17 protein-coding genes are annotated in these 19,741 nt (G+C 54.8%); 9 read left to right on the top strand and 8 right to left on the bottom strand.

Annotated features, from left to right (window positions below; translation table 11 throughout):
• Positions 1-18 precede the first annotated feature (18 nt).
• The 4 genes from ACXADJ_RS07635 to ACXADJ_RS07620 all read right to left on the bottom strand — a co-directional run bounded on the left by ACXADJ_RS07635 (position 19) and on the right by ACXADJ_RS07620 (position 4,712).
• Positions 19-612 (bottom strand): hypothetical protein, encoded by a 594-nt coding sequence (locus tag ACXADJ_RS07635; RefSeq protein WP_475064415.1) that lies wholly within the window; start codon positions 610-612, stop codon positions 19-21.
• Positions 613-947: 335 nt separating this feature from the next.
• Positions 948-2,360 (bottom strand): ethanolamine permease, encoded by a 1,413-nt coding sequence (eat, locus tag ACXADJ_RS07630; RefSeq protein ID WP_475064413.1) that lies wholly within the window; start codon positions 2,358-2,360, stop codon positions 948-950.
• A gap of 34 nt (positions 2,361-2,394) precedes the next feature.
• Positions 2,395-3,294, bottom strand: a complete 900-nt coding sequence (gene eutC, locus ACXADJ_RS07625; RefSeq protein WP_475064411.1) for an ethanolamine ammonia-lyase subunit EutC — start codon at positions 3,292-3,294, stop codon at positions 2,395-2,397.
• A complete protein-coding gene (locus tag ACXADJ_RS07620) occupies positions 3,294-4,712 on the bottom strand; it encodes an ethanolamine ammonia-lyase subunit EutB (protein WP_028292445.1) in 1,419 nt (472 codons plus the stop codon). Before ACXADJ_RS07620 ends, eutC begins: the two co-directional genes overlap by 1 nt.
• 213 nt (positions 4,713-4,925) lie before the next feature.
• On the opposite strand from ACXADJ_RS07620, the gene ACXADJ_RS07615 reads away from it, so the two are divergent.
• A complete protein-coding gene (locus ACXADJ_RS07615; RefSeq protein WP_475064408.1) occupies positions 4,926-5,873 on the top strand; it encodes a helix-turn-helix domain-containing protein in 948 nt (315 codons plus the stop codon).
• A 58-nt stretch (positions 5,874-5,931) separates the two neighbouring features.
• Here ACXADJ_RS07615 and ACXADJ_RS07610 read toward each other — a convergent pair whose 3' ends face one another.
• On the bottom strand, positions 5,932-6,930 hold the full coding sequence (locus ACXADJ_RS07610; protein ID WP_475064406.1) for an alpha/beta hydrolase: 999 nt from the start codon (positions 6,928-6,930) through the stop codon (positions 5,932-5,934).
• Positions 6,931-7,237: 307 nt separating this feature from the next.
• On the opposite strand from ACXADJ_RS07610, the gene ACXADJ_RS07605 reads away from it, so the two are divergent.
• The 3 genes from ACXADJ_RS07605 (at position 7,238) to ACXADJ_RS07595 (ending at position 9,690) form a co-directional block, all read left to right on the top strand.
• A complete protein-coding gene (locus ACXADJ_RS07605; protein WP_475064404.1) occupies positions 7,238-8,404 on the top strand; it encodes a cupin domain-containing carboxymuconolactone decarboxylase family protein in 1,167 nt (388 codons plus the stop codon).
• Between the two features lie 131 nt (positions 8,405-8,535).
• Positions 8,536-9,129, top strand: coding sequence for a hypothetical protein (locus ACXADJ_RS07600; RefSeq protein ID WP_475064402.1), 594 nt, complete (start codon positions 8,536-8,538; stop codon positions 9,127-9,129).
• 162 nt (positions 9,130-9,291) lie between these two features.
• Positions 9,292-9,690 (top strand): YqaA family protein, encoded by a 399-nt coding sequence (locus tag ACXADJ_RS07595; protein WP_475064400.1) that lies wholly within the window; start codon positions 9,292-9,294, stop codon positions 9,688-9,690.
• A gap of 476 nt (positions 9,691-10,166) precedes the next feature.
• Here ACXADJ_RS07595 and pabB read toward each other — a convergent pair whose 3' ends face one another.
• Positions 10,167-11,519: an aminodeoxychorismate synthase component I gene (gene pabB, locus ACXADJ_RS07590; RefSeq protein ID WP_475064397.1), complete on the bottom strand. Its 1,353-nt coding sequence runs from the start codon at positions 11,517-11,519 to the stop codon at positions 10,167-10,169.
• Positions 11,520-11,691: 172 nt separating this feature from the next.
• On the opposite strand from pabB, the gene ACXADJ_RS07585 reads away from it, so the two are divergent.
• A complete protein-coding gene (locus ACXADJ_RS07585) occupies positions 11,692-12,540 on the top strand; it encodes an alpha/beta fold hydrolase (RefSeq protein WP_475064396.1) in 849 nt (282 codons plus the stop codon).
• A gap of 217 nt (positions 12,541-12,757) precedes the next feature.
• Here ACXADJ_RS07585 and ppsR read toward each other — a convergent pair whose 3' ends face one another.
• Complete coding sequence (ppsR, locus tag ACXADJ_RS07580) at positions 12,758-13,576, bottom strand: posphoenolpyruvate synthetase regulatory kinase/phosphorylase PpsR (protein ID WP_475064394.1); 819 nt, start codon at positions 13,574-13,576, stop codon at positions 12,758-12,760.
• 347 nt (positions 13,577-13,923) lie between these two features.
• Here ppsR and ppsA point away from each other — a divergent pair, with 347 nt between their 5' ends.
• The 4 genes from ppsA (at position 13,924) to ACXADJ_RS07560 (ending at position 18,634) form a co-directional block, all read left to right on the top strand.
• Complete coding sequence (ppsA, locus tag ACXADJ_RS07575; protein WP_475064392.1) at positions 13,924-16,290, top strand: phosphoenolpyruvate synthase; 2,367 nt, start codon at positions 13,924-13,926, stop codon at positions 16,288-16,290.
• A gap of 92 nt (positions 16,291-16,382) precedes the next feature.
• The gene (locus tag ACXADJ_RS07570; RefSeq protein WP_475064390.1) at positions 16,383-17,375 is read left to right on the top strand and encodes an alpha/beta fold hydrolase; all 993 of its coding nucleotides are present in this window, start codon (positions 16,383-16,385) and stop codon (positions 17,373-17,375) included.
• A gap of 179 nt (positions 17,376-17,554) precedes the next feature.
• Positions 17,555-18,049, top strand: a complete 495-nt coding sequence (rraA, locus tag ACXADJ_RS07565) for a ribonuclease E activity regulator RraA (protein ID WP_028292436.1) — start codon at positions 17,555-17,557, stop codon at positions 18,047-18,049.
• A 195-nt stretch (positions 18,050-18,244) separates the two neighbouring features.
• Entirely contained in the window at positions 18,245-18,634 is a 390-nt protein-coding gene (locus tag ACXADJ_RS07560) for a hypothetical protein (RefSeq protein WP_475064387.1), read from the top strand.
• Positions 18,635-18,639: 5 nt separating this feature from the next.
• Here ACXADJ_RS07560 and cbiB read toward each other — a convergent pair whose 3' ends face one another.
• Positions 18,640-19,587: an adenosylcobinamide-phosphate synthase CbiB gene (cbiB, locus tag ACXADJ_RS07555; RefSeq protein ID WP_475064385.1), complete on the bottom strand. Its 948-nt coding sequence runs from the start codon at positions 19,585-19,587 to the stop codon at positions 18,640-18,642.
• Positions 19,588-19,741: the final 154 nt, after the last annotated feature.

Raw genomic sequence — 19,741 nt, 5'->3', positions numbered from 1 at the left:
CTCGAGAAAGCTAACGCCTTAATCAGCCGGCGCTTTAGCGATCGGCTGGATTAAAGTGTTAGAGCTATATCTACCCCATACTCGGGGGTCTTTCCACATCGTATTTAGTCCAAAGGCATAAAGTATGCCTATAAAATATAGCGGATATACAGGCCCGCCATATATAAGCGATTCATAGAAATTACCGAATTCGAAGATATTTACTCTTAGTTCATCGCCAATTGCTAACAGCACCCATATTTTCCAAAAAAGCCTCGGTGGGACCTTAATGAAAAATATATACAGAATCCCAGAAATATATATTGGAATATTGATACTTAATAAGAGCATGTCGATTAAATTAGAATTACCCAAAGACCAAGCATATAAATCTATATAATCATAGAGCTTCCACCAAAAATATAGATTAACGGGAATAAGTATCCATAGAGATCTTTTGAATACAGAATCCAATTCTTTTTTTATATCACTTTTAGGTGCTTCGTAAATTTCCATAATTTTCGGTAGCTCTAACAGCTTTATTTCTGAGCATGCGCGTTTTGTCGGTGGCTCATTTTGTTGCAAATCATACTCAAGCCTCTGTTTTCTATGGCTATTTTGTACTTGACCCAATCGCACAACCCCGACTAAACGCGCATGCGCGTTTTTCCCTATCCGACGGCACGCAAAGCAGGCTTCCTTTTTTGCTAACTGCCCTGATTTCAGCCACTTACGCTACATGGTGATGAGAAAACGAGCAACTGTTTCAGGCAAAACGAGCAGGGTTTTTAGTCTTGTCTTGATATGCTGTTTATAAATCCAGTGTTGTCTCGTCCCAGCGCTCCGCTTGGGAATGGGCTCGTAAAAACAAAAACGCCCGGCGGTTTCCCGTCGGGCGTTTTTGTTTTTTAATCGGGCGGTTGGTCCCTTCAGGCAGCCGTCCGATCAAACAACCAGTGAGTCAAAACTTACTTGGCTGTTTCCAGGTCGGCTTCAGCAGCGGCCAGCAGGTTGAATTCTTCTTCTGCGGTTTTGGCAATCAGGTTGTTGCGGCTGTGCAGGAAGAAGTAAGCAGCGCCAATAATGAACAGGCCAATGGTGTAGAAGAACGCACGTGGGTCGAAGGCGTAAACACCAGTCAGGGCGACGATGGCCAGTACAAAAGCGATACCAGAGGTAAACACGCCACCCGGAGTTTTGTAAGGGCGTGGCAGGTCTGGCTGGTTTACGCGCAGCAGGATGTGGCTCAGGGCCATCAGGGCGTAAGACACGGTGGCACCTACAACAGCCATGGTCAGCATCAGGTCGCCTTCGCCGCTGAGGGAGGCCAGGAAGCCAAAGATGCCAGGGATGATCAGGGCGCGGGCCGGAACCTTGCGCTTGTTGGTCAGTGACAGGCTCTGTGGCAGGTAGCCAGCGCGAGACAGGGCGAACACCAGACGGCTGTAGCCGTAAATGATCGAGAAGAAAGAGGCGATCAAGCCAGCCAGTGCCAGTACGTTAACGGCGGTAGCCAACTGTGGTTTGCCTGCGGCGTTGAGGGCGTCTACCAAAGGTACGGCACTGCTGCCCAGCGCTTCGGAACCTGTGATACCGGCCAGAATGAAGACCACCAGCGCGGCGGTGAACAGCAGGAAGATCATGGCACCAATGATGCCTTTCGGTACGTCTTTGGCCGGGTTTTTGGCTTCTTCAGCAGCCAGTGGCACGCCCTCTACCGCCAGGAACAACCACATGGCGAATGGCAGTGCTGCCCATACGCCGTACCAGCCGAATGGCAGGAATTCAGAGGCACCAGCGGCGTCGGTAGGAGCGATGTCGAACAGCAGATCGGCGTTGAAGTCGCCAATCAGGGCAACGGCAGTGCCCAGAATCGCCAGTACGGCCAGACCGCTGATTACCATCATGACTTTCAGGGCTTCGCCCACGCCAGCCAGGTGAATGCCGATAAACACGGCGTAGAAAATGGCGTACACCACTGGGCCGTTAAAGCCCAGCAGGGATTCCACCGCCGAACCAATAAAGATCACGATGGCGGCCGGGGCAATGGCGTATTCAATTAATACCGCCAGTCCGGTCATGTAGCCACCCACCGGCCCCATGGCTTGACGGGCAAAGCTGTAACCGCCACCGGCGGCAGGAATGGCGGCTGACATTTCCGCCAGCGACAGAACCAGGGTGAAGTACATCAGGCCCATCAGGGCGGCGGCGATCACAAAACCACCCCAGCCAGCTTCGGCAATACCGAAGTTCCAGCCAGCGAAGTCACCAGAGATTACATAGGAAACACCCAGGCCAGCCAGTAGCAGCCAACCGGCTGAGCCACGCTTGAGCTGGCGCTGAGCCAGGTATTCCTGATCAAGTTGAGGGGATGCAGACATCAGTTTTCCTTACATCGAGGGCAGTTCGAAACGATCAGCTGTGGCCGATCAAGAAGTTATGGTTATGGTTGTCGTCCTGTTCCAGTGCTGAGTCGTCGCTGCGGTCTTTCAGGTTGACCCCTGAAACTTCCAGATGACGGGCTTCGTTCAGCAGGTACAGGGCTTTGCGAGCCGCTTCCGGAAAACGGTATCCGGCCGGTCGCACGTTGGAAATGCAGTTGCGCAGGGCATCGGTGTGGCCCACTTTCGGGTTCCAGGTCAGGTACAGCCCAAGGCTGTCGGGCGAGCTGAGCCCCGGGCGTTCGCCCACCAATACCAGTACACAACGGGCATTCAGAAGTTCACCCACGTGGTCGCCAACGGCAACGCGGCCTTGCTCCACAATCGCCAGCGGGGCGATTCTCCATGGCTGTTTGTGGCCGGTTAGCAGTGGCACCAGCTGCGCCAAAAACGGCAAACAGTTGTCTTCAATGGCGCGAGCAGACAGGCCGTCGACGATGGCAATGGCCAGATCGTAGCGTTCGCCCTGAGCCGCTTTGGGGTGATGATGGTCTTGCAAAATCTGTTGCGAGCCGCTGTTCAAACGACGGCCCAAATCCGGCCGTTGCAGGTATTCCGCGCGGTGCTCTGCCTGGCTGTGTAGCTGGAATGGCAGCCCGGCGGGGCACCAGCTTTGCTGCACCAAATTGTCTATCAGCTGTTCGGTTTGCAGTGGACTGTGCACGGCGTCCTGGGCGCGGGCATGGGCCAGCTGGAAGTCCAGCAGGTGTTTGGTCGGCACGCTGACGCCAGAACGGCCAAGACCAATGCGGGCGTCGGTGAATTTGCGCAGGCTTTCCCATGGGTTGTCGGTAACGGCGGAATCCTGCCCGGTTTTCAGGTCGTCGTTTTGTAGCTCGTCGGTATCGACCTTGATGCGGTTATCGGTGCTCATCAGTGACCTCCCAGCAGGTTGCCTAACGACTGCTCGAATCGGGCAGGCAGTTGGTTGTTGAGGGTAAAGCTTTGGCCGTTGCGGAAAATCTCGACCTGTTCCAGCCAGGCGGCGAACTCCGGTGCGGGCTTCAAGCCAAGCGCCCGGCGGGCGTACAGCGCATCGTGGAACGAGGTGGTTTGGTAGTTCAGCATGATGTCGTCAGAGCCAGGGATGCCCATGATGAAGGTGCAGCCCGCCACGCCCAGCAGCGTCATCAGGTTGTCCATGTCGTTCTGGTCGGCGTTGGCGTGGTTGGTGTAACAAACGTCGCAGCCCATCGGCAGGCCCAGCAGCTTGGCGCAGAAGTGGTCTTCCAGGCCGGCGCGGGTGATTTCCTTGCCGTCGTAAAGGTATTCCGGGCCAATAAAACCCACCACTGTGTTGACCAGCAGGGGGCTAAACTTGCGAGCGACCGCATAAGCGCGAGCCTCGCAAGTTTGCTGGTCAACACCGTGATGGGCATTCGCTGACAACGAGCTCCCCTGGCCGGTTTCGAAGTACATAACGTTGTCGCCCACCGTGCCGCGTTTTAGCGACAGGGCAGCGTCCCGGGCTTCTTGCAGGGTAGCGAGGTTGAAACCAAAGCTGTCGTTGGTGGCCTGGGTGCCGCCAATCGACTGGAATACCAGATCCACCGGAGCGCCTTGCTCAATGGCTTCGATGGTGTTGGTCACGTGGGTCAGAACACAGGACTGGGTGGGGATCTCGTAGTGCTGGATCACCTCGTCCATCATTTTCATCAGGCGGCAGGCTTGCGGTACGTTGTCGGTAGCCGGGTTAATACCAATCACGGCGTCGCCGTTGGCGTACAGCAAACCGTCCAGAATGCTGGCGGCAATGCCGCTTAGGTCATCGGTCGGGTGGTTGGGCTGTAAACGGGTCGACAGGTGCCCAGGCAGGCCAATGGTGTTGCGGAAGGCGCTTTTTACGTGGCATTTCTTGGCTACCAGAATCAGATCCTGATTGCGCATGATCTTGCTCACCGCAGCGGCCATTTCCGGCGTAATACCCGCACGAATTTGCTCCAGCACTGACGTCGTTGCCAGATCGCTCAGCAGCCAGTCGCGGAAGTCGCCCACCGTCAGGTGAGAAATCGGCGCGAAGGCGTTCTTGTCGTGGTCGTCCATGATCAAACGAGTGACTTCGTCGTCTTCGTAGGGAATCAGGGCTTCGCTCAGAAAACGTTTCAGCGGAACGTCGGCCAGTGCCATTTGTGCCACGGCGCGTTCTTCGGCGCTGCGGGCGGCAACTCCGGCCAGACGGTCGCCGGAACGGGCGGGGGTGGCTTTGGCCATCAAGTCGGCCAAATCCCGAAAATAAAAGGTGCTTTGTCCTGCCTGATGGCGGAACGCGGCGTGCTGCTGTTCTGCTGACATAAAGGTTGCTCCTGATAGTGCTGGGGCACAGGTTTTGCTTCGGTCATTGTTGCCAATTAACCAGGCAGTGGTTATCAAGTTTCTGCAAAAGGCATAAAGCCTATAAAAATCAATGACTTATAAGTTTTACGAATTTCACGCTTGCGCAATTTCGATATTCCGGGGGCAGCCATGAGGCAAATGGATACTCACGGCGCACCAAGCGAGGGCGTCGTGCTCCAACATAGGGAAGCCAGCGATGCCGACTTGCACGCCAGCAACCTCACCAATTGGAGCCAGCAGTACGATCAGGTCAGTCAGGGGGAATTTTCTGGTCATATCGTCGAACTGCCGTTCGAGCAATTGCAGGTGTTTCGGGAAGACACCAGTCAGGCTTTGCAACAGAAGTGCCTGGTATGGCCCGATTCCATTTGGCTGGGCATTCCGTTGGCGGATCAGCAAAATTGCCGCATCAACGGCCTGGAAGTGGATAGCACCGCGTTTATGTGTAAGCCGGGCGACCACGACTTCCAGCTGTCGACACCAGAGCAATACAGCTTGTATGGCATGGTGGTGCAGCGCGATGCCTTGCAGGCCATGGCTGATATTCATGGCTATGAGTTAGCTGATGTGTGGCAGGAAGGCCCTGGCCGTCATCAGATTCCTGAGAAGGTATTGAACGACGCCCGCTATATCTTGGCGCGTATGCTGAACGATCAGGACGAACGAGGCCGTAACCGGTTGTCACGGGAAGTCTTGATGCTGACGGTGTTGGAATTGCTCAAGGAAGAACAACCGGCCCCCAGCGATACACCGAGTTTTCAGCATCGAAAGCAGGTGGTCGATACGGTTCAGGGGTTGATTGCCAGCCAGCCGGATCGTGCGTTTACCGTGACCGAACTGTGCGAGCAGGCGAATGTAAGTAGTCGTACCTTACAGTACAGCTTTCAAAGCATTCTGGGCATCAGCCCAATTCGGTATTTGCGGGTGTCGCGTTTGAATGGTGTACGCCGGGCGTTGTTGCAGGCAGCGGAAGGCAGCAGCGTGGCTGACATCGCAACCCAATGGGGGTTCTGGCACCTGAGCCAGTTCGCCAAGGATTACAAACTGCAATTTGGCGAACTGCCATCAGAAACCATTCATACCCGCCGGCTGCTGAACCAGCGCCTGGGGCAGTGGTAGTCAGCGCTTTTGACTATTAGAGCTCCGGGCAGAGGCTGCGAAGCATAGGGTCAGAGAATCAGACCAGGTTTTCTCCAAAGAAAGCATCGATCCGCTCAAATGGAATTTTGTCTGCCTGATCGTACAGATCGACATGAACCAACCCTTCCAGAATCAGCTTTTGCTTGGGTTCCGCCGCCGCAGTAAACGCATCGTCCGTGAAGTAGCGTGAGTGGGCGTTTTCACCGGCGATCAGCAGCATCGGTCGAGGGCTGATTTCATCAATGTAGCTCAACAGCGGCATGTTCATAAAAGACATTGGGCTGGTGGTCGTCCAGCTGCTGTTGGAATTGATTGAACGAGGGTGAAAGCCCCGTGGCGTTTTGTAGTAGTCAAAATAGCCAGCTACAAACTCCGGTTCGTCACCGGTCAGTTCAGCAGGCAATCCCTGACCTGACAGGGCCGGTTCACCGGCTTCAGCATCCTTCCAACGTTGCTCGCTCATGGCGGCCAATGCTTGTTCACGTTCTTCGGCCGTCATGGCGTCAAAGTAGCCTTTCGACATCACTCGCGACATGTCGTACATGCTGGTAGTAACAACCGCTTTGATGCGTTTGTCTGCGGCAGCGGCATTCAACACCATGCCCCCAAATCCACAGATGCCAATGGCACCGATTTTCTGGCGGTTGACCTTGTTCTGCAGGCCCAGAAAATCGACCGCAGCACTGAAATCTTCGGTGTTGATTTCCGGGGAGGCGATGTGACGTGGTTGGCCGCCGCTTTCACCCGTGAATGATGGATCGAAGGCTAGGGTGACATAGCCCCGTTCGGCCATGGTTTGGGCGTACAGCCCGGATGCCTGTTCCTTTACTGCGCCAAAAGGCCCTGAGATAGCCAGTGCGGGCAGTGGGTTTTGTGAATCGCTATCTGGTTCAAGCGGTGTGTACATGTCCGCTGCCAGCGTGATGCCATAACGGTTCTTAAAGGTAACTTTTTGGTGAATGACCTTGTCGCTTTGCGGGAAGGTTTTGTCCCACTGCTGTGTTAGTTCCAGCTCTGCGGTGTTCTGCGTTTTCATAACGTGCTCCTCATAAATCGATAAAACATCAATCGGTACCAATGTCCGCTATGAGACAACGACACGTGGCGTGAGTCAGTGGGTTTTGGTGGTATGCGGTAATGAATCTCGCTCATGAATCTTGAGCAGCGTTTCATGGCTCAATTCTGATACCGATTTTCTGCACCTGAGTGCTGAGCTGATTTGCTGAGCTGATTTGCTGAGCTGATTTGCTGAGCTGATTTGCTGAGCTGATTTGCTGAGCTGATTTGCTGAGCTGATTTGGATGAACAATGCGGTGCAGTGTGTTTACTTACTGGAGGCTGTTATGTCTGTTGAATCCCGTTTAAGTCCGGCCGCTCTGATGGCAATTGCTGCCTTGTCGGGCGAAGCCATTGCCGAAACCACCAGCGGCGCTGAAAGTAATAGCGGCAAGCGCCAACAAGTGTATGCCGCCGGCAGTTTGCCCACCTTTGCCGGGCCGGATCATTTGTTTACTGGTGACGTGTTCGTCGAAATGGCTTTCCCAGGCGACCAAACACCGTATTCCGGTGCTTATGTAACCTTTCAACCCGGTGCTCGTACGGCCTGGCATTCTCATCCGGCGGGTCAGCATATGGTGGTGACCAAGGGCACGGCGATTACCGCTACTCGCGATGGTCAGGTGGTGGAATTCCACGAAGGCGAAGCCGTTTGGTGCCCGGAGGACGTGGACCATTGGCATGGCGCTACCCCACATGCGGCCATGACGCACTTTGTGGTGACCAACAGCAAAGACGGTGAAAACGTCGTCTGGAAGGATAAAGTGACCGACGCTCAGTACCAGGCAGCGCTGAATGCCATTGAGGCCAGTGAGCCGACGTTCGACAAACTCAGCGCTCGAAACCAGCAGTTGGCTGCGGTGGCTGCTTTTGCCGCAGCGGGGGATATGGGTTCGCTGCGAGTGAATCTGGCCAAGGCGCTGGATGCTGGAATCAGCATCAACGAATTGAAAGAAGTGATGGTGCACCTGTATCCGTATGGCGGTTTTCCGAAGTCCCTGAATGGACTGGTTACCCTCATGGCGCTGGTAGACGAGCGTAAAGAAAGCGGCATCAAGGACGAAACCGGCCCGGAAGCGGATGAACTGCCAGCGCCGGAAAAAGCCCAGCAAATTGGCACTCAGGTGCAAACCGATCTGGTTGGCCGCAAGGTCGAAGGGCCGTTGTTTGATTTTGTACCAGTGGCCAATACTTTCCTGCAAAAGCACCTGTTTGGTGATGTATTCGCGCGCGGGCTACTGACCATTCAGGAACGTGAGGTGCTTACTGTGTCGATTCTGTCGGCCATCGACGGTACCGATTCGCAACTGGGGTCGCACATTGGCGCATCGCTGAATGTGGGGTTGACCAGGGATGAGCTGGCGCAGTTGGGCGAGTTTTTGGGTCACCGGGTATCGGCTTCAAACGGTGTGCGTATAGCGGACGCGATAGCCTCCCGGGTAGCAAGCGACTAGGCAATGGGGAATATCTGTAATAGTTGCTATTGCCTGTCGTGATCAGACCGTTACCGCTCGGCCGCTGTGCTACATTAGCGGTTTGAAATCTCGTGCGGTGAATTATGGAACCCCAGGCCTCGAGCCAACTGATGCAACTGCTGCTTAGCAAGGAAGCCTTCAGCGTGATCAGCATTCTGTTTACGCTGGCGGGCTTCTATCCGTATGTGCGTGGCACGTTAAGCGGTGTGGTGCGTCCCCATGTGTTTTCCTGGGTCATCTGGGCCATTACCACGCTGGTGGTGTTTGCCGCACAGCTGTACGACGGCGGTGGGGCAGGAGCCTGGCCCATTGGCATTTCCGGCGTGATTACGGTGTTTATTGCCTGGCTTGCGTGGGTTAAACGTCAGAGTATTTCTATCACCCGTTCGGATCGCTGGTTCTTTGCAGCAGCGGTGTCGTCGTTGCCGATCTGGTTTGTCACGTCTGACCCCATGTGGGCGGTGATCGTACTGACGTTTGTCGATGTGTTGGCGTTCTGGCCAACGGCCCGCAAAATTACCGAAGACCCGTATTCCGAGTCGATGATGTTTTTTGTAATGGGTGCGACTCGCAACGTGTTCGCCATTCTGGCGCTGGAACACTATTCTATTACCACAGCCCTGTTCCCGGCAGCAATTGGCTCGGGCGCGGTGTTGATGATTCTGCTGATGCTGGCTTACCGACCCAAGCGGTCACTGGGCTGAGCGGTTGGGTTGAGGTATTAGCTAGAGGTATTGGGTTGAGAGTAGGGTTAAGGCTTAGGTTAAACTGACGCTTTTACCCATCACGAGCTTCTGTTGGACTCTTTTGACTGCCTTGGGCAACTAACGACTGCTTCATGCCTGCTGCCGCTGGGATACAGCGGCATGTTTCTATCCGCCCTGATCGCTGCAACGCTGCTGCCGATGGGCTCCGAGCTGATTTTGCTGGCACTGATGGATCAGGGGCTATCGCCATGGTGGCTCTGGTTTTGGGCCACCGTCGGCAACGTCGGCGGCTCGATGATCAACTACCTGATTGGCTACTGGGCCGGAGCAAGCCGGGTGAACCATTGGCGTAATCAGCGCTGGTGGCAGCGCGCTAATAGCTGGTTCAACCAATACGGTTACGGCACCTTACTGCTGGCCTGGCTGCCGGTGATTGGTGACCCGCTTACCTTACTGGCTGGGTTAGCGCGGCTGAAGTGGTACTGGGTGCTGTTGCTGGTGTTTGTGGGCAAGGCCGGACGTTATGCCTTGCTGGTGTTGGGTTGGAGTGCTGTGTAGAGCGCTGCTCTGATTTGTAGGAGGGATTTCAATCCCGATTCGGTTGCAGCGGGCGGCCGTTGCTGTGTCAGGCACTACGTCGGTTACTACTTCGCGGATGAATCCGCTCCTACACGAGCCTGCTTTTATTTGTAGGAGGGATTTCAATCCCGATTCGGTCGCAGCGGGCGGCCGTTGCTGTGTCAGGCACTACGTCGGTTACTACTTCGCGGATGAATCCGCTCCTACACGAGCCTGCTTTTATTTGTAGGAGGGATTTCAATCCCGATTGGGCCGCAGCGGACGGCCGTTGTTGTGTCAGGCACTACGTTGGTTACTACTTCGCGGATGAATCCGCTCCTACACGAGCCTGCTTTTATTTGTAGGAGGGATTTCAATCTCGACTCGGTCGCAGTGGGCGGCCGTTGCTGTGTCAGGCACTACGTCGGTTACTACTTCGCGGATAAATCCGCTCCTACACCAACCCGAACGCTGATTTACAACGGCGCATCCATGATGCGCTGCACCTTGTTGAAGATTTCCTCGTATTCAGACTCCGCAGTTGAGTCTTTTACCACGCCGCCGCCGCCCCAGCATTCTGCGCCTCTTTCGGTCGCAACGATGGAGCGAATCAGAATGTTGAAGTCGGCTACGCCGCTGTCGCTGAAATAGCCAAAAGAGCCGCAGTAAAGCCCACGCTGGCTGTGTTCCAGTTCCTGAATCACTTCCATGGCGCGCTTCTTCGGCGCGCCAGTGATCGAACCACCCGGAAATGCATTCAGCACCGCATCCAGTGGGGTCAAGGTTGGCTGCACTTCGGCACTGATGGTGCTAACCATATGATGCACGTTAGCGTGGGATTCAATATCAAACAGTTTGTCGACGCTCACACTGCCGGGTCGGGCAGAGCGGCCCAAATCGTTGCGCAGCAGGTCGACAATCATCAGGTTTTCGGCCTGGTTTTTTTCACTGCTGGCAAGCCATTGTTTGTTGGCTTCGTCTTCTTCGACCGTTGCGCCACGGGGGGCAGTGCCCTTGATCGGGCTGGTGACAATGCGGTGCTCTTCCAGTTTTACAAAACGTTCCGGGCTGACGCTGAACAGGGTCAGGGCATCGGATTTGAAGTAGCAGGAAAACGGCGCATCGAAATGTTGCAGCAACTCGGTTGGGTTGCGTTCGGTCAGGTTGGCTTGGCTACGGAAAGGCATGGTCAGATTTACCTGATACACATCGCCCGCGTTGATGTATTCCTGCACGCGATCGAACGCCTGTTCGTAACGCTGATCGTCCCAACCCGGCTTCCAGTTGGCAGGTTCTGAATCAAGGTGAACCGAGGCATCCAGCGCCTGTTGCAGCTGGACGGTGATGTTGGCCACTTCGCTTTCTGTCATCGCTTGCGGTGCTCGCAGCTCGCACTGGTCAGAATCCAGGTCCAGTAAAATGCTGAAGGCGTAGCGATTGAATTCGGCGTACGGCAGCTCAGCTGTCGAGGTATCTGACTCAGTAATTGCGCTGTTGGGCAAACCGGATACGGTAAAACGCCCGGCATCGTAACTGAAATACCCCATCCAACCGCTGATAAACCGCTCGTGAGGTACGGTCAGGCCAAGCTGGGTATGAAATCCCTGTTGGCCCAGGTCAGCGGTGAGCGCATTCCAGTCAATTGATGAGCGAACACAGCGTTGTTGGGTTGGCTCAAACGCCAGTACAGCCCAGCGTTTCTGGTCGGCAGCGTGCTCTCGCGGATGGCCACTCAAGCCACTGTACAGCAGCGCCGGAGCAGGCAAACGATGGCAGGCAAACAACAAGGCTTGGGCGGAAAAAGACAGGGACTGGCAAAAATAAGGCATTAGGCCAAACAACACCGAAAATTCAAGAAAGCGATCAAGCGCGCTATTATCCGCCCCCGTAAAGTATCTTCACAACCCCTCGGGCAACGATTGTGGCGGTAAATTGCTATCCGGAGTCGCAAGGCGTCGTTTTTATCCCACTTTATGTTCGAGTCAGCAGTCAGGAACTCCCTTGGAAAAGCATCCCGTAAACGTATCCACCGCCAGCGCCGACCAGCACGCCATCATTTACAAATGTCCGGATAACCCCAACGGCCGCAAGCTGATTTTGTTGCACGGTGCAGGCATCGCCGGTGAATTGACCTGGACCTACGTAGTGAACTACCTGCAAGGCTGGAGCGAAATTCTGGTGCCAGATCTTGCTGGCATGGGCGGTGCCACGTTCAAAAACGTGGATCAGCCAACAGCTCAGGACTATGCCCGCCAGATAGAAGAGCTGATCTACAAGCTGGATTGGTGGGACGCCGACATTGCCGGTTATTCGTTTGGCGGCACCGTGGTGGGTGAACTGTTGAAGACCCACAGCTTCCCGCTGATTTACCTGCTGGAACCGGCCTGGTTGGCGGGCAATGACGCTGAGCATCTGGTTGAGCGTCAGGAGCGCTATGCCGGGCTGAGCGAACGCTTTGGCGCCGGGGACGATGCTGCTTATATCGACTTTCTGAACGCGGTGTCGCCTAATCGCCGTGTAAATGCGATGGCCGACAAGGTTGCGATCAAACGCTTGAAAACCAACGCCAATGGCTTGCGTCAGGCGCTGCATGCGGTCAGTGAATCGCTTGGCAGCCAGCAGGAGTATTACCTGAATTGGGTCTCCGGGATTCCGGGGCTGAGCATGGTGGGTGAAAATAGCTCGCCGGATATGTACGCTCGCCAGCAACGGTTGGAGCAGGAGAGCGCGGACTGGGTGTCACAGTTGATTCCCGGAGCCGACCATTCGTTGGTGTTTACCCATCCGAAGCAAGTGGCCCGGTTGATGAACGATCGCTTGAGCATGTTATTGGCCGATTTGGGCGAGTGATTTTACGCCCCACGTGCCGGGCGTGGATGTTGTGGTAGGGAATTTGTTTTTTACAGCAACGTGTTTTATTTGCTGGCGCTGCGGTGATGGATGGCACATCGCTGCGCTCGTTTATCCAACCTACGTTGGTGGTAATAATGTAGGAGGGAATTCATTCCCGATGAGATCATCGAGAGCAAGCTCTCTCCCACACAATACCGACACCCGACATTATGAATCAGGACTGCAATCGGCGCTGAAGACCGGTTTCGGCCAATATCCGGGTGGAGATTTCCTCTACCGATTTGTCGGTGGTGCTGATGTATTTGATTTGATCACGCTCGAACAGGGCTTCTACTTCATCCACTTCGTGATAACACTGCTTTAACGACGCATAACGGCTGTTAGCACGGCGTTCGTGGCGGATCACGGCCAGGCGGTCGGGGTCGATGGTGAGGCCAAACAGCTTGCTGCGAAACTGCTCCAGTACCTTGGGTAATTTCAGGTCGGCCATGTCTTCTTCGGTCAGCGGGTAGTTGGCCGCCCGAATGCCGTATTGCATCGCCAGGTACAGGCAGGTCGGGGTTTTGCCACAGCGTGATACCCCCACCAGAATAACGTCGGCGTCGCGGTAGTGACGGGTGCGGGCACCGTCGTCGTTATCGAGGGCGAAGTTTACCGAATCGATACGCGACAGGTAGGCGGGCGTCAGTGCCGAGTGGGATTTGCCGACGCTGTACGATGACGACACACCCAACGCTTGTTCCATCTTGCTCAGGAAGGTATCGAAAATATCAATCTTCAAGCCGTTGGCCTGTTCGATGATTTTGCGCAAATCGGCGTTGATCACGGTATCGAAAATAAGCGCCTGATGGCCGCTTTCTTCCGCCTGTTTGTTGATTTGCTCTACCGCTTTCTGGGCTTTTTCAACGGAGTCGACGTACGGAAAGGTGACCCGCTCGAAGTCGATGGTATCGAACTGTGCCAGCAGGCTGTTGCCCAGCATTTCTGCGGTAATGCCGGTGCCATCGGAAATAAAGTAGGCGAAGCGCTTCATATGGAAATTTACGAGTCCTGCACTTAGTATTACGCGCACTTGCGGCCGACAACGGATGGTTGTTGAGAGCACAATAAGCAGGCTGCGTAACGTTGAACACGGAATAGAACACCATTCATCCAGTGCGGGTGGTTCCGGATGCATCATTCCCGGGGCTGGTCGCTCAAGGTTGTGTTCAGGGTGGCCTGCATCAAAAACGATGATAAAGCCGCAAGTACAATCGACACAAAACAAGAGCCCGGATTTGGTCTGCGCACTCTGTTGAGCACTCAGGGTCCCCAATGCAGGCACGTCGCCCGATGGTTCCGAATGGCTTCTAAAACGCTCGATAGTACAGGAGAACAACGTTGACTGACTATGTACTTTGGTTTGATCAGGTAGGCATGGGTGATGTAGACCGTGTCGGTGGCAAGAATGCGTCACTGGGTGAAATGATCAGCCATTTGGCCAATGCGGGCGTGACCGTCCCCAATGGTTTTGCTACCACCGCCGATGCTTATCGTGAGTTTCTGGCTTACGAAGGGTTGGCCGGGCGCATCAACGAAGCGCTGCAAAACCTCAATGTCGATGATGTTCGTCAACTGGCAGACGTCGGCAGCACCATCCGTAAGTGGATTCTGGATGCGCCACTGCCACCAAAGCTGGAAGAAGCCATTCGCCAGTCTTTTGAAAAATTGCAGGACGGTAACGCCAATATGGCTGTTGCGGTTCGTTCTTCTGCCACCGCAGAAGACCTGCCGGACGCCTCGTTTGCCGGCCAGCAGGAAACTCACCTGAACATCGTTGGTGTTGAAAACGTTTTGCACGCCGTACGCGATGTGTTTGCTTCATTGTTTAACGATCGTGCGATTGCCTACCGCGAGCATCAGGGCTTTGACCACGCCCAGATTGCGCTGTCGGCTGGCGTCCAGCGCATGGTGCGCAGTGAAACCGCGTCCAGCGGTGTGATGTTTACCATTGATACCGAATCCGGTTTCGATCAGGTGGTGTTTGTTACCTCATCCTACGGCCTTGGTGAAACCGTGGTGCAGGGTGCTGTGAACCCGGATGAGTTCTACGTTCACAAGAACAATTTGAAAGAAGGTCGCCCGGCGATCCTGCGCCGCAACCTCGGTGCCAAAGCCATCAAGATGGTGTACTCCGAAGCCGCAGCCGTAGGCAAGTCGGTTGAGACCCAGCGTGTAGACCGCGAGCTGCGTCAGCAGTTTTCCATCAATGATGCGGAAGTTCAGCGTCTGGCCGAAATGGCACTGATCATTGAAAAACACTACGGCCGCCCAATGGACATTGAGTGGGCCAAAGACGGCGACGACCAGCAGTTGTACGTGGTGCAAGCCCGCCCTGAAACGGTTAAAAGCCGTGTCAGCAAGAACGTGATGGAGCGTTACCTGCTGAAAGAAACCGGCAAGGTTGCCGTTGAAGGCCGCTCCATTGGTCACCGGATTGGCTCCGGTAAAGTGCGTATTCTGCGCGACATCGACGAGATGGATCAGGTGCAGGAAGGTGACGTGCTGGTGGCCGACATGACTGACCCGGATTGGGAACCGATCATGAAGCGCTCCGCGGCCATCGTGACCAACCGGGGTGGGCGTACCTGCCACGCGGCGATCATTGCGCGTGAACTGGGTATTCCGGCAGTCGTAGGCTGTGAAGACGCCACCGAGCGTTTGCAAGATGGTCAGGAAGTGACGGTTTCCTGTGCCGAAGGGGATACCGGCTTTGTATACGAAGGCGCACTGGACTTCGATATTCGCACCAACAGCGTTGAATCCATGCCGGATCTGCCGTTCAAAATCATGATGAACGTCGGTAACCCGGACCGTGCCTTCGATTTCCAGGGCCTGCCCAACGCCGGTGTCGGTCTGGCGCGTCTGGAGTTCATCATCAACCGCATGATTGGTGTGCATCCGAAGGCCTTGTTGAACTTCGACAACCTGCCGGAAGACCTCAAGCCAACCGTGCAGCGTCGTTTCTCTGGCTATAACGGTCCAGTGGATTTCTACGTTGAAAAGCTGGTGGAAGGCATTTCCTCGTTGGCGGCGGCGTTCTGGCCAAAACGTGTAATTGTGCGTTTGTCAGACTTCAAATCGAACGAATACGCCAACCTGATTGGCGGCCGTTTGTACGAGCCGGAAGAAGAAAACCCGATGCTGGGTTTCCGTGGGGCTTCCCGTTACATCTCCAAGAACTTCCGTGATTGCTTCGAGCTGGAATGCCGGGCAATGCGCAAGGTGCGTGATGAAATGGGCTTCACCAACGTCGAAATCATGGTGCCGTTCGTGCGTACGCCGGGCGAAGCCGAGCAGGTAGTTGGCTTGCTGAAAGAGAATGGTCTGGAGCGTGGCGTTAATGATCTGAAACTGATCATGATGTGCGAACTGCCAGCCAATGCCCTGTTGGCCGAAGAATTTCTCGAACACTTCGACGGGTTCTCAATTGGCTCCAATGATTTGACCCAGTTGACGCTGGGACTGGACCGCGATTCAGGTATCATTGCTCACCTGTTTGATGAGCGTAACCCGGCAATCAAAAAACTGCTTGAAAATGCCATTCAGGCCTGTAAAAAACAGGGTAAATACGTTGGCATTTGCGGGCAAGGACCTTCCGACCACCCAGACTTCGCCCGGTGGCTGATGGAACACGGCATCGATAGCGTGTCCCTCAACCCGGATTCGGTACTGGATACCTGGTTCTTCCTCGCAGAAAAGGCATAATCGCGCTCCGCTGGCCAATGTCTGGCTAGCGCGCGGATTGTCGATGGGCTGTTTCGAAAGAAATGGCCCATTCTTGTTTGAGGCACTTTTGCATGAAAAGCAGCAGCGAGCTGTTTCCTGTCACACTGGCCAGAGCCGAGCACCTGGCCGGATTCACAGACGATGTGTATCTGATCAAGCACAACCTTGATCAGGACCGCACGGTTGAAATCGCCGTGACGCACCTGTCGTCTGGCACCTATGAAACCTCCCCAGCGCGGGACGGCCGTCATCCACCGGTAGTGCTGCTGCATGGCGCCTACAACAACCGTACCTTGTGGCTGCAACACAACGGCGAAGGGCTGGCCGCCTGGTTGGTGCGTCAGGGGTTTGATGTATGGGTTATGGAAATGCGCGGCCACGGTTATTCGCCACGCAATCTGGATTACTCCCTCAACACCGTTGAACAATACGCCTTGTACGACATTCCGGCGGTACATGCCTTTGTGCGTGAAAAGTCAGGCGAGTACCCAAGCTGGGTCGGCCACTCGCTGGGTGGCGTGACGTTGTCGACGGCCATTGCCGCAGGCAAGCTGACGGTTGAAAACTGCCCGGGTGTGATGACCTTTGGCGCCCAGGTGTTCAAGCGGCCATGGTATGTATGGATGCCAATGGGTGGTACTGCCGCGCGCATTATGATGTCGCGCAAGCAGGAGCTGGACGGTCGTAAGGCCGGTATTGGCCCGGAAAACGAGCCGGTTGGCATCAAAAAAGAAATGCTGGCGCGCCAGACGCTGTTTGGTAAATGGCAGCTGCACGAGCAAAAAGAGCCGTTACTGCCAGGCTGGAAAGCCGCCCAGCTGCCGCTGTTTATGCTGATGGGCGCTGCCGACGAAATTGACCCGGTGAAATACTGTCAGCGTTTCTTCGATCATTACGGCGAAGATCGCGGCAATGCGGTTGAAAAGCGCGCTCAGTCGCTGGGCACCGCAACTGGCTTTACCATCGACTACAACCATCAGGAAATGATCCGCAGCGAATACGCCAGTAAGGAAATCTGGCCTCTGGTTGAAAGCTGGCTGGATGAGCGAGCCATCCTCAAGTAACGAATGTGCTGCTGGCAGTTCGGCAATCTTGAAAGGGCACCTTTGGTGTCCTTTCTTGTTTTTGGGGCTAAAAATCGTCCTTCTGAATAGCGCCCATTCACCAAAGTACCGTTCCCAGTGTTGGCTGGCTGGTTTATAACGGTAACGATTTTTAATATATCTTCCAGAAGGAAATGGCCATGACCGACATTCTGACCCCAGACCTGTGTGACGCTTACGAAGGCGAAATTGAAGTGGTTGAGCCGCTGTTCAACAACTACGGTGGCCGCTCGTCGTTTGGTGGTGAAATCGTCACCATCAAGGCGTTTGAAGATAACTCCAAGGTTCGTGAATTGGTGGCGACGGAAGGCGCTGGCAAGGTGTTGGTGGTTGATGGCGGCGGTTCGCTGCGTCATGCCATGCTGGGCGATATGCTGGCGGAAAAAGCTGAAAAGAACGGCTGGGAAGGCATCATCATCAATGGCTGTATTCGTGATGTGGACGCGATCATGGAAACCGATCTGGGTGTTCAGGCGCTGGCGACCATTCCCATCAAAACCGAAAAGCGTGGCCTGGGCGATGTTAACGTCGACGTGAAATTTGGCGGTGTTGTTTTCAAACCGGGTTGCTACGTGTATGCCGATAATAACGGCATCATTGTGTCGGCTAAGCCACTTGAAATGCCGGAAGGCTGATCTGTTCAAACGTTGTTGCCGCAACATGCTGCTCAGAATCGGCATGCTGTTCTGAATTGGCATAAGAACTGGCCGACCTTGTTATGTTTTACACCAGTGAGATTGTGGTAGCGTTGCTGCTACAGTTTCGCAGGTGTCCCTATGCTTTCCCTATCCCACAAAGTTTTCGGTCTGGTTTTTTCTACGCTTTCCGTGATGGCTGTATCCAGCGCCTACGCTACTGATCATTCGTCTGAGAATCAGCGTTTGCTGCAAGCATTGCAATCCGTTGACACGATTACCGTGAATGGTGAGGCCTATCTCAACAAGCAACAGGTGTTTGAGCTGCTGGGGCAGACTCAATCTCATGCGGATGAAAAGCCTGCCAAGCATCAGCAGCCACATAACAAGGGCATTGCAGAAGCAGAACCTGAAATGACGGATAACTGGAGTTGCAGCCTTAAACCGCCGTTTTCTGATCAATTTTTTGATGCGGTAGCACCAACACGCCATCAAGCTGTCAACTGGGTCATCGGCGAATGCATGCAGCAATTGCAAGACGCCGTGCAGTGCCGTGAATCCCGCGTCGTGTGTTCAGAAGACTAAGGCGTTCAGAACATCAGGCTGACAGCTGCAAAGCAGCCAACGCTGATGGCGGCAGCGGCATACATCAGCTGCACTGAAAGCTGAATATCTTGCGGGGTCGCATCGCGGCCTTCGCCGCCAATCCAGGGCTTTTCGACGACTTCCCCAAAATAGACATTGGGCCCGCCCATACGCATTCCCAGTGCGCCTGCAACCGCACCTTCCGGCCAGGCGCAGTTGGGGCTTTTGTGGTTATTACGATCTCGCCACCCAATCTTCAGTGCCTGACGGCTGTTCAGTCTCAATATTTTGGCGGCGGCTGCGAATAACAGCAGGCTGAGCCGAGCGGGGAGCCAGTTGGCGATGTCGTCCAGTTTGGCTGAGACAAAGCCAAAATTCTGATACTTGTTGTTCTTGTAGCCGACCATGGAATCCAGAGTGTTGATGGCTTTGTAAGCCACCATCGCCGGGACGCCACCAACAAACAGCCAGAACAGAGGAGCGATGACGCCATCGACGGTGTTCTCAGCCACGGTTTCGACGGTGGCACGGGCAATGGCGGTTGTATCCAGCTGGCTTGTGTCGCGGCCAACGATCCATGAGAGTTTTTCCCGGCTGTCAGCCAATGATCCCGAGTTCAGCGCGTCCAGTACCTGATTGGCGGCATCGGCCAGGCTGCGGGTTGCCAGCAGTTGGTAGGCAATCAGGATTTGTAGCAGGGCAGCAAGCCACGGATGTATGGCGTTGGCTGCACTGACCAACAGCCAACACATCAGTGTCGACAGGCCGACAACCAGCAACCAGAGCAAGGCTCCGGCAAAACGTTGGCTATTGGCCGAGGCATTCGGGCGCAGCAAGACTTCCTCGCAACGGCTAATCAGTTTACCAATCCATATCACCGGATGGGGCCAGTGGTGTGGGTCGCCCAGTTTGAGGTCGATAACAAAGGCAATCAGCCAATAGATAGTCAGCACATTATGGCTCCATCAGAATCGGGGCGACTTTGCCTGTAACAAAGCCAGCATTCAACTTTCTTTCATATCCCCGGGAACTGATGACAGCGCCGTCACTCTGACGCAATAATAGCCATGGGGAAACGCCAGGTTTCTCAAAATACCTGAGTAAAGC

This window comes from Oceanobacter sp. ABM4_470 (assembly GCF_056158645.1).
This window is presented reverse-complemented; position numbering and strand designations above follow the sequence as displayed.

Excerpts from the sequence above, each read along its gene's own strand:
- ACXADJ_RS07570 (WP_475064390.1), top strand. The coding sequence starts at position 16,383 with ATGAAAAGCAGCAGCGAGCTGTTTCCTGTCACACTGGCCAGAGCCGAG.
- eat (WP_475064413.1), bottom strand. The coding sequence starts at position 2,360 with ATGTCTGCATCCCCTCAACTTGATCAGGAATACCTGGCTCAGCGCCAG.
- ACXADJ_RS07560 (WP_475064387.1), top strand. The coding sequence starts at position 18,245 with ATGGCTGTATCCAGCGCCTACGCTACTGATCATTCGTCTGAGAATCAG.
- ACXADJ_RS07600 (WP_475064402.1), top strand. The coding sequence starts at position 8,536 with ATGCAACTGCTGCTTAGCAAGGAAGCCTTCAGCGTGATCAGCATTCTG.
- ACXADJ_RS07610 (WP_475064406.1), bottom strand. The coding sequence starts at position 6,930 with ATGAAAACGCAGAACACCGCAGAGCTGGAACTAACACAGCAGTGGGAC.
- ACXADJ_RS07620 (WP_028292445.1), bottom strand. The coding sequence starts at position 4,712 with ATGTCAGCAGAACAGCAGCACGCCGCGTTCCGCCATCAGGCAGGACAA.
- pabB (WP_475064397.1), bottom strand. The coding sequence starts at position 11,519 with ATGCCTTATTTTTGCCAGTCCCTGTCTTTTTCCGCCCAAGCCTTGTTG.
- ACXADJ_RS07605 (WP_475064404.1), top strand. The coding sequence starts at position 7,238 with ATGTCTGTTGAATCCCGTTTAAGTCCGGCCGCTCTGATGGCAATTGCT.
- ppsR (WP_475064394.1), bottom strand. The coding sequence starts at position 13,576 with ATGAAGCGCTTCGCCTACTTTATTTCCGATGGCACCGGCATTACCGCA.
- ACXADJ_RS07595 (WP_475064400.1), top strand. The coding sequence starts at position 9,292 with ATGTTTCTATCCGCCCTGATCGCTGCAACGCTGCTGCCGATGGGCTCC.
- eutC (WP_475064411.1), bottom strand. The coding sequence starts at position 3,294 with ATGAGCACCGATAACCGCATCAAGGTCGATACCGACGAGCTACAAAAC.
- rraA (WP_028292436.1), top strand. The coding sequence starts at position 17,555 with ATGACCGACATTCTGACCCCAGACCTGTGTGACGCTTACGAAGGCGAA.